We start from the raw sequence: 21646 nt of genomic DNA, 5'->3' as shown, positions 1-21646 counted from the left end.
CGTCGAGGGGGTCCGCGTCGTCCTGGCGGATTTGAGGGGCCTGTGGACGAACCCCCGTCCGGGGATGCGCGGAAGCCGTCGAACTCCCCTAACCGTAGGTGTCCCGCGGGCCTCGCCCAGCGATATGGCGCGGGCCTTTGCGCCACGAGGGGGCGGCAGGGCCGGTGATTTTCAACGACGTCACCACACCGTTGCCGACGGCGGCGGCGATCTTGGCCAGTAACTGCGGCTGAATCATCCGCAACTGAGTGGCCCACGCCGTCGATTCGGCGGCCACGCTCAGCACACCATCATTGAGGGCGGTCGGCGTCGCATGATCAGCGATCTGGTGCCCGACGACGGTCGCCCAGTTGCCCAGCACGGTGCCCTCGGCGACCTGCGCGGACCAGCCCCGTTTTTTCGCCAGATCGCGCGCCAGGCTGCCCAGCGGTTGCGGATCGCGCGCGTCGGGCCCCGGCCCCGACCAACTGCGCCGCCGGCCCGCCACCCGGCGCGGCGCCGGGGCGACGGCACGGCCGCGGCCGGCGTCTTTGCCCTGAGCCCGCGCGGCCGCCCGCGCCTCCTCGAGGGTGCGCCTCACCAGGTCGATCCCGCTCAGCGCACTCAACGGCTCGGTGGGACGCGGACCCTCATCCGTGCCGGTCACGTGCGCACCTCCGATATCCGCCCCGAGTCGCTGTCCCGTAAGTCGACGTACACCTGCCGAGCCTCCCAGCCCGCCGGAATGTCTTCCAGCACCGCCGCGGTCACCAACACCTGTTCGGCCGATTCGGCCACCGTGGCCAGCGCCCGGCGCCGCGCCGCGTCGAGTTCGGCGAACACGTCATCGAGCAGCAAGACGGGATCGCTTTCCTCAGCCCGCAGCAATTCGTATGCGGCCAACCGGAGCGACAGCGCGAACGACCACGATTCCCCATGGCTGGCAAAGCCTTTCGCGGGCTGGTCGCCGAGCCACAATTCCAGGTCGTCGCGGTGCGGTCCGACGAGGCACATGCCGCGTTCCAGCTCCGCACCGCGGCGGGACGACAACGCCGCCAATAGGGCCGCTTCCAGAAACTCGCGGTCGGCGCCGGCGATGTCCGCGGCGGCTTCGGCGCCCAGGCTGGATCGATAACCGATGGAGGCGGCGCGTGAACCCGGCGCCAGCAGCTGATAGGCCTTCTCGACCTCCGGTGCCAACTGATTCACCAAATCGATACGGACGGCCATCAATTGGGCACCGTATTCGGCCAGGCGGCTGTCCCAGACGTCCAATGTGTCCAGGGCGCTCTGGTCGCCGCGGTAGCGCGCACCGGACAGAGATTTCAACAGCGCCGTGCGCTGCCGCAGGACTTTTTCGTAGTCGGCGCGCACCGCTGCCACCGCCGGGCGGCGCACCGTCGCCAGATCGTCCAGGTAGCGCCGCCGATCGGATGGGTCACCGCGGACCAGGGACAGATCCTCGGGAGCAAACAACACCGCGCGCAAGACCCCGATCACCTCACGTGTACTGCGCACCGGTGAGCGGTTCAGCCGCGCCTTGTTCGCCCGGCCGGCCGCGATCTCCAGATCGACCGCGCACTCCCTGCCTTCGTTGACCACGATCGTGGACACCACCGCGCGCTCGGCGCCCGCGCGGATCAGCGGCGCATCCGTTCCCACCCGATGCGAACCCATGGTGCTCGAATACCACAGCGCCTCAAGAAGATTCGTCTTCCCGAACCCGTTGGAACCGATGAAGACCGTCCGACCAGGCTGCAATTCGAGGTCGGCGTGTGCCCAGGACCGGAAATCGCGCAGTCCCAAATGCCGGACGTACACCTAGCCAGGCAACCGGACGGGCATCAGTAGGTAGACGTAATCGGTCGGCAGGGCGCTGTAGGGGCCGGCGCCGATGGGATGGCTGTCATCGTTCAACGCCGGACGCAGCAACGCCGGCTTGCCCGGGGTCGTGAAACCGAACGACACCAGCTCGGAATGCACCGATCCCAATCCGTCGGTCAGGTACGTCGGATTGAACGCGATGGTCAGCGGCTCCCCGACGAAATCGACCGCCAGGTCCTCCTCGGCCCGGCCGACGTCGTCGGCGCCCGCGGACAGCCGCAGCGATCCCTCACTGAATTCCATCCGCACCTGGGCTCCGCGGTCGGCCACCAGCGCCACCAGCTTGATCGCCTCGGTCAACTCCGCGACGTTGATCGTCGCGACCGCCGTGTGCTCCGCCGGTAGCAGCTGACGGAACTTCGGGAATTCCGCATCCAGCAGGCGGGTGGTGCTGCGCTTGCCGTTACCGCTGATGCCGAGCAATCCGTCCTTGCCGACGCCCGAACCAGCACCCAATGACAGCCGGACCTCCGAGCCGTCGGCGCCCGTCCGCGCGGCCTCGGCGAGCGTCTTGGCCGGGACCAGAACCGCAGCTTCGATGTCGGGCGAGGCCGCCGACCAGGTCAACTCGCGCACCGCCAGCCGGAACCTGTCGGTAGCGGCCAAAACCACCGTGTCACCCGAAATCTCAACCCTGATTCCGGTCAGCATCGGCAACGTGTCGTCGCGGCCGGCCGCGATGGCCACCTGGCTGATCGCCTCGGCGAACAGGTCGGCCGGCAGCGTGCCGGTCTCTTCGGGCAGCGCCGGCAGCGTCGGGTAATCCTCAACCGCCATCGTCGGCAGCGAGAACCTGGCGTTTCCGCAGTGCAGCGCCACCCGGTTCCCGTCGACGTAGAAGTCGATCGGCTTGTTCGGCAGCGCCCGCACGATGTCGGACAGCAACCGACCGGACACCAAAACACTGCCCGGAGAAGCGATTTCGGCTGCCACCTGTGCTTCGGCCGAAACCTCGTAATCGAATCCGGAGATGGTCAGGCCCTCATCGGTTCCCGAGAGCAGCACCCCGGAAAGCACCGGCACCGCGGGCCGGGACGGCAGGTTCTTCGCCACCCACGACACCGCGTCTGCGAAAGACTCCCGCACCAAACGAAATTTCAAGTCGCTGAGGCCAGCCGTTGTCGTCGCCGCGTCCATAGCGTCCCTTCACCTACCCAGCGTTTTCGAATCCATTGGCTAGCCGCCCCCCGCTAGCACGGGGCTCCGCCGCGAACGCCGATGACACGTAATGCCAACGCCGATCGCAACGGCAGTCGAAGAACAACCGTAGATCCTCCGACGCCATCTTGAAAGCTAATCGCAAAGCCCGACAACCTGAGCGGACGCAGGCTGAGACGACGGGTGTGCGCCGCGCGTCCCCAAGCCTGTATTTCAAAGAAGAACCGATGAAGAGATCCCAGTACCAGTATTAAGGCCTGTGCATTCTGGGGACAGCACCGTCTCGGCGCAGCTAGCGCCTCGATCGGGTTGTGCATCACGACGGGAACGCCTGTGGGTGACATGTTGGGTGGATGGGGACGAACGACGGTTGTGCACGCACGGCCTGTTACTGCACCGGCGTTTAATTGCGTTGTGCACAGCCCTGCGCACATGCCCTGGGTGTGGCGGATGTGACAGACGGGTGTGAAGTTTCTCGAAAAAAATTACAAACATGGGCAGCGGAAAGCACCAAAATCAGCGCTCGCAGCGTTGGGGGAGCGGAGAAGTCAGCGCTTGGAGCGCTGCCGGATGCGAGTGGTGAGCTCCTTGACGTGATCAAAAACCTCACGCCGCTCGGCCATCTCGGACAAGATCTTGCGCTGCGCGTACATGACTGTGGTGTGGTCACGGCCGAATGCCTGCCCGATCTTGGGCAGGGATAGGTCGGTGAGTTCGCGGCACAGATACATCGCGATCTGGCGCGACTGGGCCAGCGCCCGGGTCTTGCCGGGCCCGCGGAGCTCTTCGACGGTGGTGTCGAAGTATTCGGCGGTGGCCGCCATGATGGTGGCCGCGCTGATCTGCATGGTGCTGGCGTCGGCGATCAGGTCGCGCAGCACAATCTCGGCCAGCGACTTGTCGATCGGCGTCTTGTTCAGCGACGCGAATGCGGTCACCCGGATCAGGGCGCCCTCGAGCTCTCGGATGTTGCGTTCGATACTGCTGGCGATCAACTCGAGGACGTCGTCGGGGACCGCCAACCGTTCCATTTGCGCCTTCTTACGCAAGATGGCGATGCGGGTCTCGAGCTCCGGGGGCTGTACATCGGTGATCAAGCCCCACTCGAACCGCGTCCTGAGCCGGTCTTCCAGGGTGGCCAGCTGTTTGGGCGGCCGGTCCGACGAGATGACGATCTGCTTGTTGGCGTTATGCAGGGTGTTGAAGGTGTGGAAGAACTCCTCCTGGATACCTTCCTTGCCCTCGATGAACTGAATGTCATCGACCAGCAGCACGTCGACATCGCGATAGCTGCGCTTGAACGCGACCTTGCGGTCGTCGCGTAGCGAGTTGATGAAGTCGTTGGTGAATTCCTCGGTGGAGACGTACTTGACCCGCATCCCGGGGAAGAGCCGCTGCGCGTAATTGCCGGCGGCGTGCAACAGGTGGGTCTTGCCCAGACCGGACTCACCCCAGATGAACAACGGGTTGTAAGCCCGGGCCGGCGCCTCGGCGATGGCCAGGGCGGCGGCGTGGGCGAACCGGTTGGAGGCGCCGATCACGAAGGTGTCGAAGGTGTAGCGACGGTTGAGGCTCGTTCCGGCCGCGACGGCCGGATCGATGGCGTGCGGCCGCTCGGTGAAGTAGTTCGGCCAGCCCGGCTGGTTGTCGCTGACGGTCTCGCTGTTTTCGAAGGCTTCCTCGGTCTCGACGGCCGCGGCGTCAGCGGTGAATGACGGGTCGGATCCGGGGAACGGTTCGGCCGGTGGGATGAGCGCATCCTCGACGTCGTCGGGTGGGGGAGCGATGCGGACGCCCAACTGGATCTGCTGCCCGAGCCGGCGGCTCAGCGCATCGGTGATCGGGGCCCGCAAGTGTCGTTCGATTTCGTTTTGGACAAAACTGCTGGGCACCGACAGCAGAGCAAATCCCTCGACGATGGTCAGCGGGCGAACGAGATTCAGCCACGCTCGTTGCTGGGGAGTGAGGGGGGTGACCAGGGTCGTGCGGTTGGCGGGCATGCCGTCCGTGGAGGGCTCTCCGTTGAGTTCGGAAACGACCGCATTCCACACTGTCGTGAAACTGGAACCGGGGTCATCGGTCAACGACGCATCTCCCTGGTTCTCGAACGTCCCGACCCGAGTCACACACGCTTGGCGACAAAACAACTGTCCACATAGTTATACACAGGTGTGGACAGGATGATCGTAGGTGAGCCACAACCTACCGGCGACGGCTCGCGATCTCCGCGCTGAAAGAGAACCTCGAAAGGTCGTCTAGGCAGCTAGTCGATCTACCATCCTCGCTTCGTTGTCGAGCGCTGCTTCAGTCTAAAACGACTTCGCAGAAGCTAACAGTTTTCCGCGCGGCTGCCAACCGTTCCGCTGCATTCCAATCGGGTCGTTTAGGGTACGTGGGGCCTGCTTCGGCTCGTTATGGTAGCCACGTCCCTGGCGGGTGTGAGCGAAACGGAAATCTTTCTGCGGGCCGCCGCGCGGGTTCGTTGCGGGAAGCCAGGTTTGACCAGGCGAAGGCTCGTCAGTACCCTCAAACAGTCGCCCGAAAGTCGGCGATACGGCTGCGACCCGAACCACTTGGGGACCGCGCCGGCCAGCAGCACCAAGACCACCTCCGGTCGAACCGCGGACGAGCCCGATGCGAAACGTCTGACGGCCGGATGGCAACACAACGAGGAGAACGTCGTGGCCAAGGGCAAGCGGACCTTCCAGCCGAATAACCGGCGCCGAGCCCGCGTGCATGGTTTCCGCCTGCGGATGCGCACTCGTGCCGGACGCGCGATCGTGTCCGGTCGGCGCCGCAAGGGTCGCCGCGCGCTCTCTGCCTGATCGCAACGTCAGGTTTTTCGGCGGTGCTTCCCGCACGCAACCGCATGACGCGGTCAATTGACTTTGACGCGACGGTGAAGCACGGGATTCGTCTGGCACAGCCCGACGTCGTCGTGCACTTCCGTCGGGGAATGGACCGCGACGAAATCGGTGCGCCCCGCGTCGGATTGGTTGTGGGCAAGCCCGTCGGATCGGCCGTGGAACGCCACCGAGTCTCGCGCCGGCTGCGGCATGTTGCCCGCACCCTGCTGAGCGAGCTCGGTGAATCCGATCAGTTGGTGATCCGTGCGCTGCCCACCAGCCGCACCGCATCCTCGGCCCGGCTCGAGCAGGAACTGCGTCGTTGTCTGCGGCGCGTGCCGCCGGCGGGGAGCAAGTCGTGACGGCAGTCGCGCGGGTGCGCGCATTGACCCGTAGGACCGGAAGGGCCGCCGCCCGCGGAGTGATTTTCCTGATCCAGCTGTACCGGCATATGGTGTCGCCGCTACGCCCGGCGACGTGTCGCTTCGTTCCAACGTGCAGCCAGTACGCGGTCGATGCGCTCGACGAGTACGGCCTGATTCGGGGGAGCTGGTTGGCTGCGGCCAGACTCGCCAAGTGCGGACCATGGCATGAAGGCGGATGGGATCCGATACCGGACCGCCCCGGACGCCACGTGAATTGCCAAAACGCCAGCGGCGCTTCGGTTGTCCGAGCGGCGCGAGGGGAGAGTGGATCTTTTGTTTGATTTCTTCAGCCTCGACTTCGTCTACTACCCGGTGTCGTGGATCATGTGGGTTTGGTACAAGTTGTTCGCCTCCATGCTGGGGCCGTCTAACTTCTTCGCCTGGGCGCTGTCGGTGATGTTCCTGGTGTTCAGTCTCCGGGCGCTGCTCTACAAGCCGTTCGTGCGGCAGATCCGCACCACCCGCCAGATGCAGGAACTGCAGCCGCAGATCAAGGCGCTGCAGAAGAAGTACGGCAAGGACCGCCAGCGGATGGCGCTCGAGATGCAGAAGCTGCAACGCGAGCACGGCTTCAACCCGATCCTGGGGTGCCTGCCGATGCTGGCGCAGATCCCGGTGTTCCTCGGTCTGTATCACGTGCTGCGTTCGTTCAACCGGACCACCGGCGGCTTCGGCCAGCCTCAGTTGTCGGTCGCGCAGAACCGCCTGACCGGAAACTACGTCTTCACCCCGACCGACGTCGGACATTTCCTGGACGCGAACCTGTTCGGCGCACCCATCGGCGCCTCCATGACGCAGCGCACCGGTCTGGACGCGTTCACGCTCTTCGACCGGCCGGCCGTGATCGCGGTGGGCCTGCCGGTGATGATCCTGGCCGGCGTCGCGACCTACTTCAACAGCCGGGCGTCGGTGGCGCGGCAGAGCCCGGAGGCGGCGGCCAACCCGCAGACCGCGATGATGAACAAACTCGCGCTCTACGTTTTCCCGCTCGGCGTGGTGGTCGGTGGGCCGTTCCTTCCGCTCGCGATCATCCTGTACTGGTTCGCCAACAACATCTGGACCTTCGGGCAGCAGCACTACGTCTTCGGGATGATCGAGAAAGAGGACGAAGCCAAGAAGCGGGAGGCGATCCAACGCCGCGCGGCTAACGCGCCGGCGCCGGGCGCGAAGCCGAAGCGGAACCCCAAGGCGGCATCACCGGGCGGGAACGGTTCGTCGACGGCTGACAGCGATATCGAGGCATCCGGTTCGGCGGTGGCGGATTCCGATCGGGCCGACGGCCCGGCCACCTTCGGGGGCGACGGCCCGACCAACCGCACGCCGCGGCCCGGTGCGCGACCGAAAAAACGCAAACGCTGATCCGGGCGGAATAGCTATCGGGGCCGCCTGCATAGGACGACCCCAATTGGGCTGGGGCCCATGGAATGAGGGAGAGAAGACATGACAGATGCCGACACCACCGAGCGTGACGTCGACACGGAGCTCGAGACGCAAGCGGCCGCCGAGGATGCGGCGGAATCCGGTGCGGAGGAAAACGACGATCTCGAGGAGCGGTTGGTCGCCGAGGGCGAGATAGCCGGGGACTACCTCGAGGAGCTGTTGGACCTGTTGGACTTCGACGGCGACATCGACTTGGACGTCGAGGGCAGCCGGGCGGTCGTCAGCATCGATGGCAGCGACGACTTGAACAAGTTGGTCGGTCGCGGCGGTGAGGTGCTCGACGCACTGCAGGAACTCACCCGGCTGGCGGTGCACCAGAAGACCGGCGTGCGGAGCCGGCTGATGCTCGACATCGCGAGCTGGCGTCGGCGGCGCCGGGAGGAGCTGGCGGCGCTGGGGGACAAGGTCGCGCGCCGCGTGCTCGAATCAGGGGAACGCGAAGAGCTGTCGCCGATGACGCCGTTCGAACGCAAGATCGTCCACGACGCCGTCGCGGCGGTCGCCGGGGTGCACAGCGAAAGCGAGGGCGTCGAGCCCGCGCGCCGCGTGGTCGTCCTGCACGACTGACCGCCCAGAGTTACAGCGGTGTAGTTCCCGTCGCCCACCCGGCTTGTTGCAAGTGCACGCTCCAACTAGAGGATGTTTCACGTGAAACATGTCGGTCCCGCCGACGCCGCGGCGGGCCCGCAGGGGGAGGGCGCGGGGATCGGCCCAGCCCCGAAGTCGGCGGCGGCGATCTTCGGCGCCCGGCTGGGGATGGCGCGACACTATGCGGAACTCCTCGCGACCGCCGGGGTGGAACGCGGGCTCCTCGGCCCGCGAGAGGTCGACCGTGTGTGGGACCGCCACATACTCAATAGCGCGGTGCTCACCGAACTGCTAGGCCAGGGTGAACGGATCATCGATATCGGCAGCGGGGCGGGACTGCCTGGCATACCCTTGGCGATCGCGCGATCCGATCTCGACGTCGTCTTGCTCGAGCCACTGCTGCGGCGCAGCGAATTTCTCAACGAGGTCATCGACGAACTAGGGTTAGCCGTCGAAGTGGTCCGTGGCCGTGCGGAGGAGCCGGGGGTACGCAACCGGTTCGGGGAGAGGGATGCTGCGGTGTCGCGAGCGGTTGCGTCATTGGACAAGTTGACGAAGTGGAGCTTGCCGCTGCTGCGCCCCGGCGGGCGGATGCTCGCCATCAAGGGTGAGCGGGCTTCCGACGAAGTTGAACAGTACCGGCGTGTGATGACAGCATCGGGCGCCGCTGATGTCAGGGTGGTGACATGTGGCGCGAACTATTTGCGTCCCCCCGCAACCGTAGTTTCAGCGCGCCGCGGAAAGCCGCCACACCACAAGCCGGCACGGACCGGGAAGGCCGGAACCCGATGACTTCTTCAGGAGATTGGCCGGTGGCTCCGCAGGCCCCGGCAGACGTTCACCAGGCGGCGGCCCCGGCTGCGGCGGCGAATCCGGATGCATCCGCACCACCGCCGGTTGCCTCCGCGCCGGCCATGGGGACGAATGTTTCACGTGAAACACCGGACGAATTCGACACGCCGATCGGGGCGGCCGCTGAGCGCGCGATGCGGGTGCTACACACCACCTACCCGCCGCTGCGCCGACCGTCCCATCGCCGGGTGTTCACGGTCGCAAACCAGAAGGGCGGGGTCGGGAAGACGACCACCGCGGTCAACCTCGCGGCCGCCCTCGCGCTGCAAGGACTGAAGACCCTCGTCATCGATCTCGACCCGCAGGGCAACGCCAGCACGGCGCTCGGGATCACGGACCGGCAATCGGGGACTCCGTCGTCATACGAAGTGCTGCTCGGCGAGGTCGCCGTCCATGACGCGCTCCGGCAGAGCCCGCACAACGAGCGCCTGTTCTGCATCCCGGCGACGATCGACCTGGCCGGCGCCGAAATCGAATTGGTCAGCATGGTGGCGCGCGAGAACCGACTGCGCACCGCGCTGGCCGACCTCGACAGCCTCGACTTCGACTGCGTCTTCATCGACTGCCCGCCATCGCTCGGGCTGCTGACCATCAACGCGCTCGTCGCCGCGCCGGAGGTGATGATCCCGATCCAGTGCGAGTACTACGCACTCGAGGGCGTCTCGCAACTGATGCGCAATATCGAGATGGTGAAAGCTCACCTCAACCCCAAGCTCGAGGTGACCACCGTCGTGCTGACCATGTATGACGGCCGCACCAAACTCGCGGACCAGGTGGCGGAAGAGGTACGCCGGTATTTCGGCAGCAAGGTGTTGCGCACCGTGATTCCGCGCAGCGTGAAGGTTTCCGAGGCACCCGGTTACAGCATGACCATCATCGATTACGACCCCGGTTCACGCGGGGCGATGAGCTATCTCGATGCGAGCCGCGAACTCGCCGAGCGCGATTGACCACCATCCGCGAAGGGACGACTATGACGCAGCCGTTACGCAAGAAGGGCGGCCTCGGCCGGGGCCTGGCTTCGCTAATTCCGACCGGCCCCGCGGAGGGTGACTCCGGACCGGCGACGCTCGGCCCGCGGATGGGCGACGCCGCCGCCGACGTACTGATCGGGGGACCGCCGCCGCAGGACGCGTCGTCGGTGGGTGCGGTCTATCGCGAAATCCCGCCGGCCGACATCGAACGCAACCCGCGTCAGCCCCGGCAGGTCTTCGACGAGGAGGCGCTGTCGGAACTGGTGCACTCCATCCGCGAGTTCGGCCTCTTGCAGCCGATCGTCGTGCGGGCCGTCAAGGATTCAGCGAGCGGTGCGCGTTATCAGATCGTGATGGGGGAGCGGCGCTGGCGCGCGGCCCAAGAAGCCGGCCTGGCGACCATCCCGGCCATCGTGCGCGAGACCGGCGACGACGATCTGCTGCGTGACGCCCTGTTGGAGAACATCCACCGGGTGCAGCTGAATCCGTTGGAAGAGGCGGCCGCCTACCAGCAGTTGCTCGACGAGTTCGGGGTCACCCACGATGAACTGGCCGCGCGCATCGGCCGATCGCGGCCGTTGATCACCAACATGATCCGGTTGCTCAAGCTGCCGATCGCGGTGCAGCGTCGGGTGGCCGCCGGAGTGCTGTCCGCCGGTCATGCGCGCGCACTGCTGTCGCTGGAGGCGGGCCCCGAAGCCCAGGAGGAGCTGGCCACGCGGATCGTCGCCGAAGGGCTGTCGGTGCGGGCCACCGAAGAGGCGGTCACCTTGGCCAACCGGGGCGGCCCGGCCACGCCGACGGCCCCGCGTCGCAAGCCGATCCAGATGCCGGGCCTGCAGGATGTTGCTGACAAGCTCTCGACGGCCTTCGACACCCGGGTCACGGTCAGTCTGGGAAAACGCAAGGGCAAGATCGTCGTCGAGTTCGGTTCGGTGGACGATTTGCAGCGGATCATCGACGTCATGTCCCCGCCCAAGGCATGAACTAGGACACCGTGTAATTACGTCACTGTGACACCGCGGCGGTTTTCGCGTATCCCAGGTGTTCCGGTCCGACGAAACAGCATGCGCATCAACCACTTTCGACCGTAGGCGCGTGACGGCGGCGCAGCGCCTGCCGTTCGGGCCCGCCAACTGCCGTGGCCAGGCCAAAGCTGGCCCGATCCCAACAACCTCTCCTATTCTGGAGGGGTTGTCGGTGCAGATCGCTGCAGTGCCGCACAGGAGCCAGGAGGCTAGTGTCCGCTCGAATCATGCCGCTACGGCTCGAGGCGTTCGAGCAGCTTCCCAAGCACGCACGCCGGTGCGTCTTCTGGGAGGTCGATCCCGCGACCCTCGGTAATCAGGACCACCTCACCGACCCCGAATTCGAAAAAGAAGCGTGGCTGTCGATGGTGATGCTGGAGTGGGGCTCGTGCGGGCAGATCGCGACCGCCGTCCCGGACGAGCGAAGCCACGCCGAGCCGCCGTGTTTGGGCTACGTCTTCTATGCACCGCCCCGGGCGGTGCCCCGGGCACAGCGATTCCCGACCGGTCCGGTGTCGGCGGACGCGGTGCTGTTGACGTCGATGGGCATCGAACCGGGGCCGGCCGCCGACGACCTACCGCACGGATTGATCGCCCGGGTCATCGACGAACTGGTGCGCCGCGGCGTGCGCGCGCTCGAAGCGTTCGGCCGAACGCCGGCGGCTTCGGAATTGCAGGATCCGCGCCTCGTCGGTCCGGACGTGCGGCCGGTCCTGGAAGCCGTCGGCGACTGCTCGGTCGATCACTGCGTGATGGATGCGGAATTCCTGAAGGACGCGGGTTTCGTTGTGGTAGCGCCGCATACGTACTTCCCGCGACTGCGGCTCGAACTCGACAAGGGCCTGGGGTGGAAGGCGGAAGTGGAGGCCGCCCTGGAACGCCTGCTCGAGAACGCCCATTTGGAGCAGCCGGTAGGCGCGGGGTCCACGACGGCGAATGCGTTGAAAACCACCCAGGGTGGTTAGGCCTAGGAGCCGCCGAGTTGGCTGGTGCGTTCCACCGACAGTTCGTGGGCCAGTAATTCGGCGAAAGTGAATGTGCCAGTGGGACGGTCGTTTTTGCCCAGCAGGTAGAGCCGCTTCACCGCGGCGAGGATTCCCTCGGCGATGGCATCCCGGGTCTGGGTCGAGACCAGCATCGAGCGATCCCGCGGGTTGGTGATGTAGCCGACGTCGACCTGGACCGTCGGCATCCGGGTCAGCCGCAGCAGGTCCCATGTCCGGCCGTGCGTGCGGCAGTCCCGTAAACCGGTGCGCGCCACCACTTCTCGCTGGATGAAGTCCGCAAGATTACGCCCGATGGTGGAGACCGATCCATGTGAGTTGCCGAAATGGAACGAAGCTACCCCATTGGCGGCTGCGCTGATCTGACTTTCGCAGCGCAGGCTGATCATCAGGTCGGCGCCGACGTTGTTCGCGGTGGCGGCGCGTTCGGCGTCGAGCGGGCTGCGGCTGACCGGTCGGGACAGGAAGGTTTCCATGCCGATCGCGGCCATCCGTCCCTCGAGGCGGCTGGCCAAGTCCCACAACACATCTGCTTCGCTGACCGGTCCCGACGGGCCCTGCATGATCGCGCCATGGTCCGCGCCGCCGCGGCCCGGATCGATGATGATCCGCTTGCCCGACAGTTTGGGACCGGACGAGCGAACCAGCTCCTCCTCTCGCAGCGCGTGCGGTGATCCGCCGGTGACCCGTGAACTCAGGAAGTGAAAGGAGCGCAACGTTTCCGGGCCGCAGATGCCGTCGGCAGACAGCCCATACTCGCGCTGATATGACATCAAAGCGTTGTGGGTCTGCAACCCGAAGTAGCCGTCGACCAGACCGGTGTAGAAGCCGAGGTCCTGCAGCCGCGCCTGCAGCGTGGCGACGTCATCGCCGAACAGCGGGGCACCGAATTGGTGATACAGCGTGCGGGCACCGAGCCGGTACGACGCCTCCTTGAGCGCCCGGTAGGTGGCCTCGCCGACGATGCCGTCCACCAGCAGACCGCGATGCTGCTGGAAGGCGCGAACCGCCTGGTCAAGTTCGGTATCGAAAAGTTCGAGGGCCACGTGCCGCCCGGTATCGAGATCGTCCTCGGAGCTATCCAGCAGGCCCAGTGTGGCCAGCGTTGCCCGGATCTCGGTCACAGCAGCGCTGCGGTCACCACAGCGCAGCGCGTCGCCGTATTCGCGGCGCGGACTCGACATACCAAGGGCCCTCCGGGACTGACTGACAAGCTCAGATGTAGGCAACAGCTAACCGTATTGTCGCAGACGCTTCGTAAATTCGGGAAAACCCCAGGCTATGCGCGGGGCGTGGTGCGACGAATTAAATGAATGTCAGCTGAGGTCGGGCACCGCGTCCGAGAGCTCACGCAGTAAAGCCGCCTTGCCCTTCGCGCCGACAATCCGCTTCACCGGCTGCCCGTCCTTGAACAGGATCAGGGTGGGAATGGAGACCACCTGGAAGTTCTGCGCGGTTTCGGGGTTGGCATCGACGTCGAGCTTGGCAACGGTGAGGTGTTCACCCCGCTCGCTGGCGATTTCCTCGAGAACGGGCGCGACCATCTTGCAGGGCCCGCACCAGGTCGCCCAAAAGTCAACCAGCACAGGCTTATTGCTGGACAACACGTCGGTGGAGAATGATGCATCGGAGACTTCTATTGTGGCACCGGCTTTTTCGGCGTCGGTCATTGTGGCGCTCCAATCAATGTGTCGGTACTGCCCGGAAATTCGGTGGCGTCACCCTGCGCGGCGGCGCTGTCCTCTTCGTGGTCGGCGAGCCAGCGTTCGGCGTCGATGGCGGCCGAGCAGCCGCTGCCGGCGGCGGTGATGGCCTGACGGTAGGTGCGATCGACCAGGTCTCCGGCGGCGAACACCCCATCAATCGAGGTGGCCGTGGTGCGGCCCTGCACCAGCACGTAACCGTCGGGATCGGTCTCGAGCACATCACGCACCAACTCCGAACGCGGGTCATGCCCGATCGCCACGAACACCCCGGTCACCGCCAACACCGACACCTGCCCGGTGCCGGTGTCCCGCAGCCGCAACCCGGTCACCGTGGACTCACCCTCGACCGCCTCGACCGCCTTATTGGTCAGGATGGTGATCTTGTCGTTGGCGCGGGCACGCTCCAACATGATCCGCGAGGCCCGGAACTCCTCACGGCGGTGCACCAACGTCACACTGCGGGCAAACCGGGTCAAAAACGTGGCCTCCTCCATCGCCGAGTCCCCACCACCGATCACCGCGATATCTTGATCCTTGAAAAAGAACCCATCACAGGTCGCACACGAGCTCACCCCACGACCCAACAACTCCTGCTCACCGGGCACCCCCAAATAGCGGGCGGCCGCACCCATCGCCAAAATCACCGACCGCGCCGACACCGTCTGACCCTCCGCGGTGCGCACCGTCTTGACCGGCCCCGCCAGCGACACCGCTTCGACGTCGTCCATCCGCAGATCCGCCCCGAACCGCAACGCCTGCTCACGCATCTGATCCATCAACTCCGGACCCGTGATCCCGTCGCGAAACCCCGGAAAATTCTCCACCTCGGTGGTCGTCATCAACGCCCCACCAAACGACGTCCCCTCAAACACCACCGGCGCCAACTGCGCCCGCGCCGCATACAACGCCGCGGTATACCCAGCAGGACCCGAACCAATAACGATCACGTCATGCACTGTGTCGGCGGTCATGAAAACCTTTCAAGCGATTCGTCTCTGGATCTGTGTAAACGCCAGCGTAGGTACGGCTGTTCCCGGGTGTGTCGTACCCATGGGACCACATTAGGGGCGGGGGACCTGGGTATTGGCCAGTAGTCCGGTATCGGCGGCGCTGCAGTTCGGCGACACCGCGAACACGGCCAGGATGTGCGGGCTGTCGCCGGGTATGACCAGAACGACGCCGGGGCGGGCGTTGATCTCGACCGGACGCGCCCCCAGCACCTGCGTGGACGCGGGATAGCCGAGGCCGGTAAGGCACGAGGCGCGCCGCGCCGGGTCGGCGAGTGTGCCGTAGTCGGGACTGCGGTTGAGCAGGCCGAGGACGTCGTTCTGCGAGAGCGGGATCTCCATCGGCGGTGTCGACACGGTGATGTGCTGGATATCGCCGGGCGTATCCGGGGCGGGTTGCGGGGCGTGCAGGAGGGCGACGGTTCCGAACCCGATTGCGGCGAGCGCCGCGCACACGCCGGTGGCCGCCGCGATGGTGCGGGCCGGACGGATGCGGGGGCGGGCGGAGTGCTCGGCCGGCCCGGTCGCGTCGGTGGACACCGGCCCCGCCGTTCGCAAGGCCGCGGAAATTCGGTCGGTCACCTTCGGGGGAGGGTCGGGCGCCGCGCCCGGGTCGGCGCCGAGGGCGGCGACGTCGCGGCGGACCCGATTCAAGGCGGCCAGCGCGTCGGCGGCGTGCGGGTCGGCGCGGACTTGGCTGCGGACGCGGGCGGCGGCCTCGTCGTCGAGAATGCCGGCTTGCAGTTCGGCGAGCAGTTCGACGGTCAGCGGGGGGTCTGACTCCGCGCTGCGGTCATCCGCCGCATCGTTGTCCGCTGCATCCATCGGACCCAGTGTCCGTCATGCACGCACCGATGGCCACGCATGGCCCGCCGGGGCGGGCTAAGCGTGATGAAGGTCAGGCCTGGCCGGCGGCGTCGGGCAGGGCGTGCGCGCCGGCATTGAGGTAGCCCAGCAGCTCGGCGAGCCGCACCCGGGCGCGAGCGCAGCGACTCTTGACCGTGCCTTCGGCCACGCCGAGCAGGCGGGCGGTGTCGGCCACCGAGTAACCCTGCATGTCGACGGCCACCACCGCGGCCCGCTGCTCGACCGGAAGCCGCATCAAGGCGCGCTGCACCGCCATCTTGGTCTCGACTTGAGCCGTGCGATCGGCCACCGGATAGATGTCTTCCAGCGGCACGGTCGGGTGCGCTTTGGTGCGGCGCAGGCGGTCCAGGCAGGCGTTGACGACGATGCGATGCAACCAGCTGCCGACCGCGGCGTCATGCCGGAATGCGCTGGCCCCGCGGTGCGCGGAGAGCATGGCGTCCTGCAGCGCGTCTTCCGCGTCCTCGGGGGTGCGGGTGGTCAGCCGGGCGAGCCGGTGCAGGTGCCGCTGGTGCCGCAGGAACAGCTCGCTGAACGCGTACCGGTCGCCGGCCACATGGGCTGCCAGCAGCTCGGCATCGCTGCGCTCCTGCTTGGCGTTTCTCCCGAAGCCCACGGCCGGACATTAACCAATTGCGTATGACGCGGCACTTCACTCGGAACGGCGTGTGTGAGTGGGCGGAACGGCCCGCGGATCAGGATGCGGCCTGGACCGTGATCTCCGAAAAGCCCGCTTGGCTCTTGCCGTTGGTGGAACCCAGTGTCGAGATCCACACCAGCAGATTCGACGTCGGCGCGCCGGCCTTGACCGGGATCACGTTGTGGCCGGGCTTGAGCGTGAAGGCCGGCGCCAGCACGGCCGTGTCGTTGAGGCTCGACGGGCTCGGCGAGGAGGCCGCGCGGATCTCGACCTTGGTCCCGTTGCTGGGGGTGTCGATGCTGACTTGGCCGATCACGGTGGGGCTCGGCAGCTGCAAGATCAGCCCCTCGCCCTGCTTGAAGCTGGGGAAGGGTACGGCGTCGGTGTAGACCTCGGTCGCCCACGCCGTGGAGGGATCGCCGTCAATCGCCTGGCCGGCCGTCCCCGCGTTGTCGGGGTCGCCGTCGGGGGAGAAGACGGTCGCCTTGGTGGGTTTGACCACGCTGCCCGCGGCCGCGGAGGGTGCGCTCGACGACACCGACGCGGACGACGACGACGGGCTGTTCAGGCCGAGTTCGTCCTTGTTGAGGCCACCGCCGACGTTGCCGAAGATCTTGCTCACGATCGACGCCAGCACCAGCAGGGCGACCACGATGACGGCAAGGCCCGCGCCGACACCGATGAGCACGTTGCGCCGCCGGCGCGCGAAGGTCGCCTGCTCCTGACCGGGTGAGATCATCGCCATCGACGGTGAGGGCGAATCGTCGATCGGGTCGAGCACCTCGGTGCGGTCGGCGACCGCGGTGGCCTGCTGAAGTAGGTTCAAAAGCGTTGAGGCGCTGCGTATTCCGCCGTCTTCCTGGACCGCGCGAACGGCGACCGCGGAGATCTGGAAGGGGATGTCGCGGTCGAGGGACATGGGTTCGACGGGATTGCCCGACGAGTCGCGCTCGGCCGCCGCGAGCCCACTGCGCACCCCGCTCTCCACGATGGGCCACCGGTTGACCAGTAAGGCATACAGCGCGGCGCCGATGCCGCGGATGTCGTCCTGCGGGTTGGCGTCGGGCATGGTCGCCGGGTAGGCCAGCACCACGTCGCCCTCGATGCTGACCCGCACCCGGCTGGGGTGGTCGACCGAGAGCGCGACGCCGGCGCGGTGGGCCGCGTCGGCGGCAGCGGCCAGCGACTGCATGGCCCGCACGGCCCCGACCGGTGAGGGCGCGGTGTCGGCCACCTCCTGCAGCGAGCCGCCCCGAATCCACTCGGACACCACCAGGCCGCCCGAGCCGGTGTGCACCACGTCGAGCACGCGGGCGATGCCGGGTTTGTCGATGCGGCTGAGCCGCAGGGTGCGCGACAAGATCTCCTGCAGGACCTCGTCGGGCAGGGCGCCGTCCGGGTCGACGAAGGTCAGCGCCACCTGCCGGTCCAGCGCGGTGTCCAGCGCCTGCCAGAACTGCAGTGGTGGGGCGCCGCCGTGGAACACCAGCAGCCGGTAGCGGCCGCCGGCGATGCGGGCGCCGGGAACCAGGTGCACGTCGTCTCCGGCGGAATCCGCGGAACGTTCGCGCGGGGCTTCGAACGGGGTCGGTGCGCGCCGGGCTTCTCCCGAAATATCGCCGTTGGCCTTGTCGGCCGGCCGCGGGGTGGGCCGCTTGGGCTGGTCGGCCGGGATGTCGGGCTGGAAGTCGTCGGCGACCGGCCGCGGCAGCGGCGTACCTGAGCCTGTGCCAGGCCCAGCGCTGGGAGCTGCGCTCTCCATCGGGCGGTCGGTCACCTCCAGTCCTTTCACTAGCCGGGCTCGGTTAGCCCGCTCCGGAGGCCTGCGCCGGATCGGCTCCTGGACCGCATTTACCCCAGGCGGGGACGAATTCCTCTGCTCAGGGTACGTGACGGGGCGCCGGTGAGACGATCGATCCTTGGCACGCGGTTTGCGCGGGCGCGGTCCGCGGCCCGTGATGCGGTACCGGAGGGCGTCCAGCGCCGCCCGCGCCTCGGGGACCTGTGCGCGCAGCATGACCGCGGCCGTGATCGGCAGCATGATCAGCCCCAGCACCAACAGCCGAAGCAGGGAAGCGGCGCCGCCGTGCTCGGTGAGCCCGTCCAGCCCGAGCAGCCGGTCGATCACATGGGCGACTAATCCGGCCAGCATCGATGCCGTGAGCGTCACCAGAATGGTGCGGACTTCGCCGACGCCGATCAGGTGGCCGCCAGCCGGCAACAGGGTGCGTCGGAGCAGGACGTAGCCGATGACGGCGCCGGCTAGGAAGCCGACACCGTTGGCCAGCCCCAGGAAACCGGCCACCAGCTTGGGGTCATGGGTGAGGTGCGGCGCCAGCACCGAGCCCAGGATCTTGACGGCGGTGATGACGAGGATGATGACGATCGGCGTCCACGGCTGTTCGCGCGCATAGAACACCCGCAGCTGCAGCAGCACCAGGCCATAGGGGATCAGCGTGAAGGCCGACAGGGTGATCGCGGCGCCCAGGTATCCGGCGTCGACGTTGCCGAAATGGCCGTAGGCGAACAGCGCGCTGCCCATCGCGGGACCGCCGACGGTCATGAATGCCACGATCGGGATCAGCGTGATCAACGTCAGCCGGGTGGCCAGCGACAGGTCGCCGAGCACGGCCTTGGTGTCGTCGGCGGCGGCGTTGCGGCTCAGCCGCGGCATAACCACGGTCAGCACCGTCACGCCGATCATGCCGAACGGCAGCATCAGGACCAGCCAGGTGTAGTTGTAGATCGCCGGGCCGGACGCCGCCGCGGTGCTGGCGATCTGGTTGCCGACCACCAGGCCGAGCTGGCTGATCAGCACGTAGAGCACCATCGCGGCGGCCATCGTGCCGAAGCGCTTGAGCCGCTGGTCGATTCCCCACAGGGGCCGCAGGTCGACCCGCTGGCGGCGCAGCGCCACCAGGAGCAGCCCGGTTTGGGCGAACACGCCCAGCGTGGTGCCGACGGCGAGCACTAGCAGCTTGGCGTTGCCCATCCGGACGGGATCGACCGAGAGCTCACCGGGCACCAGCGCGTAGACCCCGAGGGTGACCAGCGCGACCACGTTGTTGAGGACCGGTGCCCACGCCGTGGGCCCAAACACGTTGCGGGTGTTCAGGATTGCCATGAACACCGACGTCAGCCCGTAGGCGAGGACCTGGGGGAGCAGCAGGTAGGCGAACGCGACGGTCAGCGGCTCGTTGACTTGCGGGTTGCGGCCCAGCATCAGCCGCACCAGCAGGGGGGCGGCCACCACGGACAGCGCCGTGGCGAAGACCAGCAGCGTCGTCGTCAACGTCACCAGGCGCCGCACGAACGCCGCGCCGCCGTCGGGGTCGCTCTGCTCGGCGCGCGCCAACACCGGCACGAAGATCGCGGTGAACGTCGCCTCCAGCACCAGCGCCGCCACCAGGTTGGGCAGCTGGTTGGCCACCGAGAACGCGCTGGACAACGCGGCGCCCAGGATCGCGGCCAGCAGCACCACCCGCGCGAAGCCGGTGAGCCGGCTGATCAACGTGGCGAAGGCCATGCCCCACGACCGCGACACCAGCGCCGCGTCGGACAGCTCGGGGCGCCGACGGTCGATCTCGGCGGCAACGGGCGGCAGCGGGCCGGTCGGCGGTGAGCCCTGCGTCCGGGAAGGGCGCGACGGTTCGGGCAGGCGGTGGTGTGGTTGGGCCTGCCGATAGGCGGGGGTCATACGCGGTGCTCTTGTTCGGCCGGTTGGTCGGCCTCGTCGCGCGCATGGCGGGCTTCGGCGGCGTGCCGGGCATCGGGTGGGTCGGGGCGGTCCAGGTCGGCGCGGTCGGGCTGGCCGCGGAAGCGGTGCCACAGCCGGCGGCCGGCCAGCAGCACCAGCACCGCCGCGGCCGACAGCGTGATCGCGAACAGGACCTTGCCGTAGGCGTTGGAGTGCACCGACAACCGCACTGGGTCGCCCAGCCGCAGACCGTCGGCGGTCCGCAGGGTGACATCGACGGCGACGCGCTGGGTGAAGTTCACTTCGATCGGGATGCGCAGCGGCAGGTAACCCGGCGGCAATTCGATCTGGCCGACGTCGGTGACGTTCATGCCCGGCGGCGCGTCCACATGCAGCCGCACCCGGATCGGTACGGCCAGCCCGTTGTGCAGCGCCAGCGGCAACGGGCTGTGCTCGGTGGCCAGGGTGTAGGAGCCGCCCGGGTTGACGATCGTCACCGCGCCGAACAGGTCGTTGACCGTCTTACCGACCAACGCCAGGCGCTGCTGGGCCAACCCATTGCGGGTGTCCGGCGGTTCGGACTGGCTCAGTGCGCGCAGCATGTCCTCGCGCAGCGGCGCGGTGTACTGGACGCCGGTCAGCCCCGTGCGATCGTCGGTCATCAGCGCTGACGTCAAGCCCCACAGCCGGCCGACCTGCCCGGTGATGCCCGCGGTGACGTCGTCGCTGAACTGGCCACGCGCCGACGGATAGTCGCCGACCTCCTGCGGGGGTCCGGGGTGTGCCTGCGCTGCCTGGTTGGCCTCCGCGATCACAGCCGGCAGCGGGCGCGGCACCGCCAGGCCGGAGCGGATGGTGGTGGTCAGCGCGGTCAGGATGACCTGTGCGTCGTCGGCCTGCAGGTTCCACGTCGTGGGCGGCATCAGGATCTGGGTGCGCGGGTCGTCGCGGCGCAGCGCGTGCCAGAAGATCGAGCCCAGGGCGTCCTGGCGGCGCGCGGTCACCGAATCGTGCCCGAGGCGAACGGTTAGGGACGGGTCCAGGTACGTCGGCACCTCGGGGTTGATCCCCGCCCCGGCCAGCGCGGCGCCGACGGCGGGGTCGAACGGCGCGGCCACCACCTGTGGGGACAACCGTCGGGGTGCGGTGTCGACCGCAGTCTCCGAAGTACCCTGCTCCTCCGCCAGGTCGGTGGCGGAGATCGCGACGGTGTTCTCGTTGGCGCTGAGCAGCTTGATTGCGCGGCTGGTAAGCGGGCCGTCGGGCACCAGTGTGGCGCCGCGGACCGAGGAGACGTCCAGGATCTTGTCGATGATGCTGTTGGCGCTCGTGGTGGCGATGGCGCTCAGGCCGGGATCGTTGACGCGCTGGACGGCATCCAGATCGGCCTGCGCGTAGGGGAGCGGGGCCACGCAGGTCCGGCGCGCGAGGGCGCGCAGGCGGTTCAGCCATTCGGTCGCGGTGGCCTGCCCGGCCCCCGGGGGGGGGGGGGTGCCGGGCCGCAGCGCGGGGCCGGCGGGGGAGTCGGGCACCGCGTAGCCGGCCGTCATG

Annotated in this window: 19 protein-coding genes and 1 pseudogene; 9 read left to right on the top strand and 11 right to left on the bottom strand. The window is 67.5% G+C overall.

The genetic code is table 11. The features are described from left to right. Window positions 1-88: 88 nt before the first annotated feature. The 4 genes from ACYQ8K_RS19190 to dnaA form a co-directional block, all read right to left on the bottom strand. Window positions 89-646, bottom strand: coding sequence for a DUF721 family protein (locus ACYQ8K_RS19190; RefSeq protein ID WP_459971433.1), 558 nt, complete (start codon window positions 644-646; stop codon window positions 89-91). Beyond that, window positions 643-1800 carry a DNA replication/repair protein RecF gene (gene recF / locus ACYQ8K_RS19185; RefSeq protein WP_459971431.1) on the bottom strand — a complete coding sequence of 386 codons (1158 nt, stop codon included), beginning with the start codon at window positions 1798-1800 and terminating at the stop codon, window positions 643-645. Before recF ends, ACYQ8K_RS19190 begins: the two co-directional genes overlap by 4 nt. Continuing rightward, on the bottom strand, window positions 1801-3000 hold the full coding sequence (dnaN, locus tag ACYQ8K_RS19180; RefSeq protein ID WP_459971429.1) for a DNA polymerase III subunit beta: 1200 nt from the start codon (window positions 2998-3000) through the stop codon (window positions 1801-1803). Between the two features lie 569 nt (window positions 3001-3569). Then, window positions 3570-5105, bottom strand: coding sequence for a chromosomal replication initiator protein DnaA (dnaA, locus tag ACYQ8K_RS19175; RefSeq protein WP_459971427.1), 1536 nt, complete (start codon window positions 5103-5105; stop codon window positions 3570-3572). Between the two features lie 597 nt (window positions 5106-5702). On the opposite strand from dnaA, the gene rpmH reads away from it, so the two are divergent. The 9 genes from rpmH (at window position 5703) to ACYQ8K_RS19130 (ending at window position 12139) form a co-directional block, all read left to right on the top strand. Next, entirely contained in the window at window positions 5703-5846 is a 144-nt protein-coding gene (rpmH, locus tag ACYQ8K_RS19170) for a 50S ribosomal protein L34 (protein ID WP_003874369.1), read from the top strand. Between the two features lie 23 nt (window positions 5847-5869). Next, a complete protein-coding gene (gene rnpA / locus ACYQ8K_RS19165) occupies window positions 5870-6229 on the top strand; it encodes a ribonuclease P protein component (RefSeq protein WP_459971425.1) in 360 nt (119 codons plus the stop codon). Beyond that, window positions 6226-6573: a membrane protein insertion efficiency factor YidD gene (yidD, locus tag ACYQ8K_RS19160; RefSeq protein ID WP_459971424.1), complete on the top strand. Its 348-nt coding sequence runs from the start codon at window positions 6226-6228 to the stop codon at window positions 6571-6573. Before rnpA ends, yidD begins: the two co-directional genes overlap by 4 nt. After that, window positions 6557-7651 carry a membrane protein insertase YidC gene (yidC, locus tag ACYQ8K_RS19155; protein WP_459971423.1) on the top strand — a complete coding sequence of 365 codons (1095 nt, stop codon included), beginning with the start codon at window positions 6557-6559 and terminating at the stop codon, window positions 7649-7651. The genes yidD and yidC overlap by 17 nt, the downstream gene beginning before the upstream one ends. 81 nt (window positions 7652-7732) lie before the next feature. Continuing rightward, complete coding sequence (locus ACYQ8K_RS19150) at window positions 7733-8299, top strand: Jag family protein (protein ID WP_459971422.1); 567 nt, start codon at window positions 7733-7735, stop codon at window positions 8297-8299. A 72-nt stretch (window positions 8300-8371) separates the two neighbouring features. Next, window positions 8372-9112 carry a 16S rRNA (guanine(527)-N(7))-methyltransferase RsmG gene (gene rsmG, locus ACYQ8K_RS19145; protein WP_459971420.1) on the top strand — a complete coding sequence of 247 codons (741 nt, stop codon included), beginning with the start codon at window positions 8372-8374 and terminating at the stop codon, window positions 9110-9112. Window positions 9113-9234: 122 nt separating this feature from the next. Further along, a complete protein-coding gene (locus ACYQ8K_RS19140; protein ID WP_459971418.1) occupies window positions 9235-10122 on the top strand; it encodes a ParA family protein in 888 nt (295 codons plus the stop codon). Window positions 10123-10145: 23 nt separating this feature from the next. After that, entirely contained in the window at window positions 10146-11132 is a 987-nt protein-coding gene (locus ACYQ8K_RS19135; RefSeq protein ID WP_459971416.1) for a ParB/RepB/Spo0J family partition protein, read from the top strand. Between the two features lie 254 nt (window positions 11133-11386). Continuing rightward, a complete protein-coding gene (locus tag ACYQ8K_RS19130) occupies window positions 11387-12139 on the top strand; it encodes an acetyltransferase (RefSeq protein WP_459971414.1) in 753 nt (250 codons plus the stop codon). Between the two features lie 2 nt (window positions 12140-12141). On the opposite strand, the gene ACYQ8K_RS19125 is transcribed toward ACYQ8K_RS19130, so the two are convergent. The 7 genes and pseudogenes from ACYQ8K_RS19125 to ACYQ8K_RS19095 form a co-directional block, all read right to left on the bottom strand. Continuing rightward, window positions 12142-13362, bottom strand: coding sequence for an N-acetylmuramoyl-L-alanine amidase (locus tag ACYQ8K_RS19125; protein WP_459971413.1), 1221 nt, complete (start codon window positions 13360-13362; stop codon window positions 12142-12144). A 132-nt stretch (window positions 13363-13494) separates the two neighbouring features. Further along, entirely contained in the window at window positions 13495-13848 is a 354-nt protein-coding gene (gene trxA, locus ACYQ8K_RS19120; protein WP_459971411.1) for a thioredoxin, read from the bottom strand. After that, window positions 13845-14855, bottom strand: coding sequence for a thioredoxin-disulfide reductase (gene trxB / locus ACYQ8K_RS19115; RefSeq protein ID WP_459971409.1), 1011 nt, complete (start codon window positions 14853-14855; stop codon window positions 13845-13847). Before trxB ends, trxA begins: the two co-directional genes overlap by 4 nt. A 90-nt stretch (window positions 14856-14945) precedes the next feature. Further along, complete coding sequence (locus tag ACYQ8K_RS19110) at window positions 14946-15716, bottom strand: hypothetical protein (protein WP_459971407.1); 771 nt, start codon at window positions 15714-15716, stop codon at window positions 14946-14948. A gap of 73 nt (window positions 15717-15789) precedes the next feature. After that, window positions 15790-16374, bottom strand: coding sequence for an RNA polymerase sigma factor SigM (gene sigM / locus ACYQ8K_RS19105; RefSeq protein ID WP_459971405.1), 585 nt, complete (start codon window positions 16372-16374; stop codon window positions 15790-15792). A gap of 79 nt (window positions 16375-16453) precedes the next feature. Beyond that, window positions 16454-20095: a lipid II flippase MurJ gene (locus tag ACYQ8K_RS19100; protein WP_459971403.1), complete on the bottom strand. Its 3642-nt coding sequence runs from the start codon at window positions 20093-20095 to the stop codon at window positions 16454-16456. Next, window positions 20092-21646 (bottom strand): annotated as a pseudogene (locus ACYQ8K_RS19095) (hypothetical protein); the annotation flags it as partial. The gene ACYQ8K_RS19100 and the pseudogene ACYQ8K_RS19095, both read right to left, overlap by 4 nt.

Source organism: Mycobacterium sp. MUNTM1 (assembly GCF_054660795.1).
This window is presented reverse-complemented; position numbering and strand designations above follow the sequence as displayed.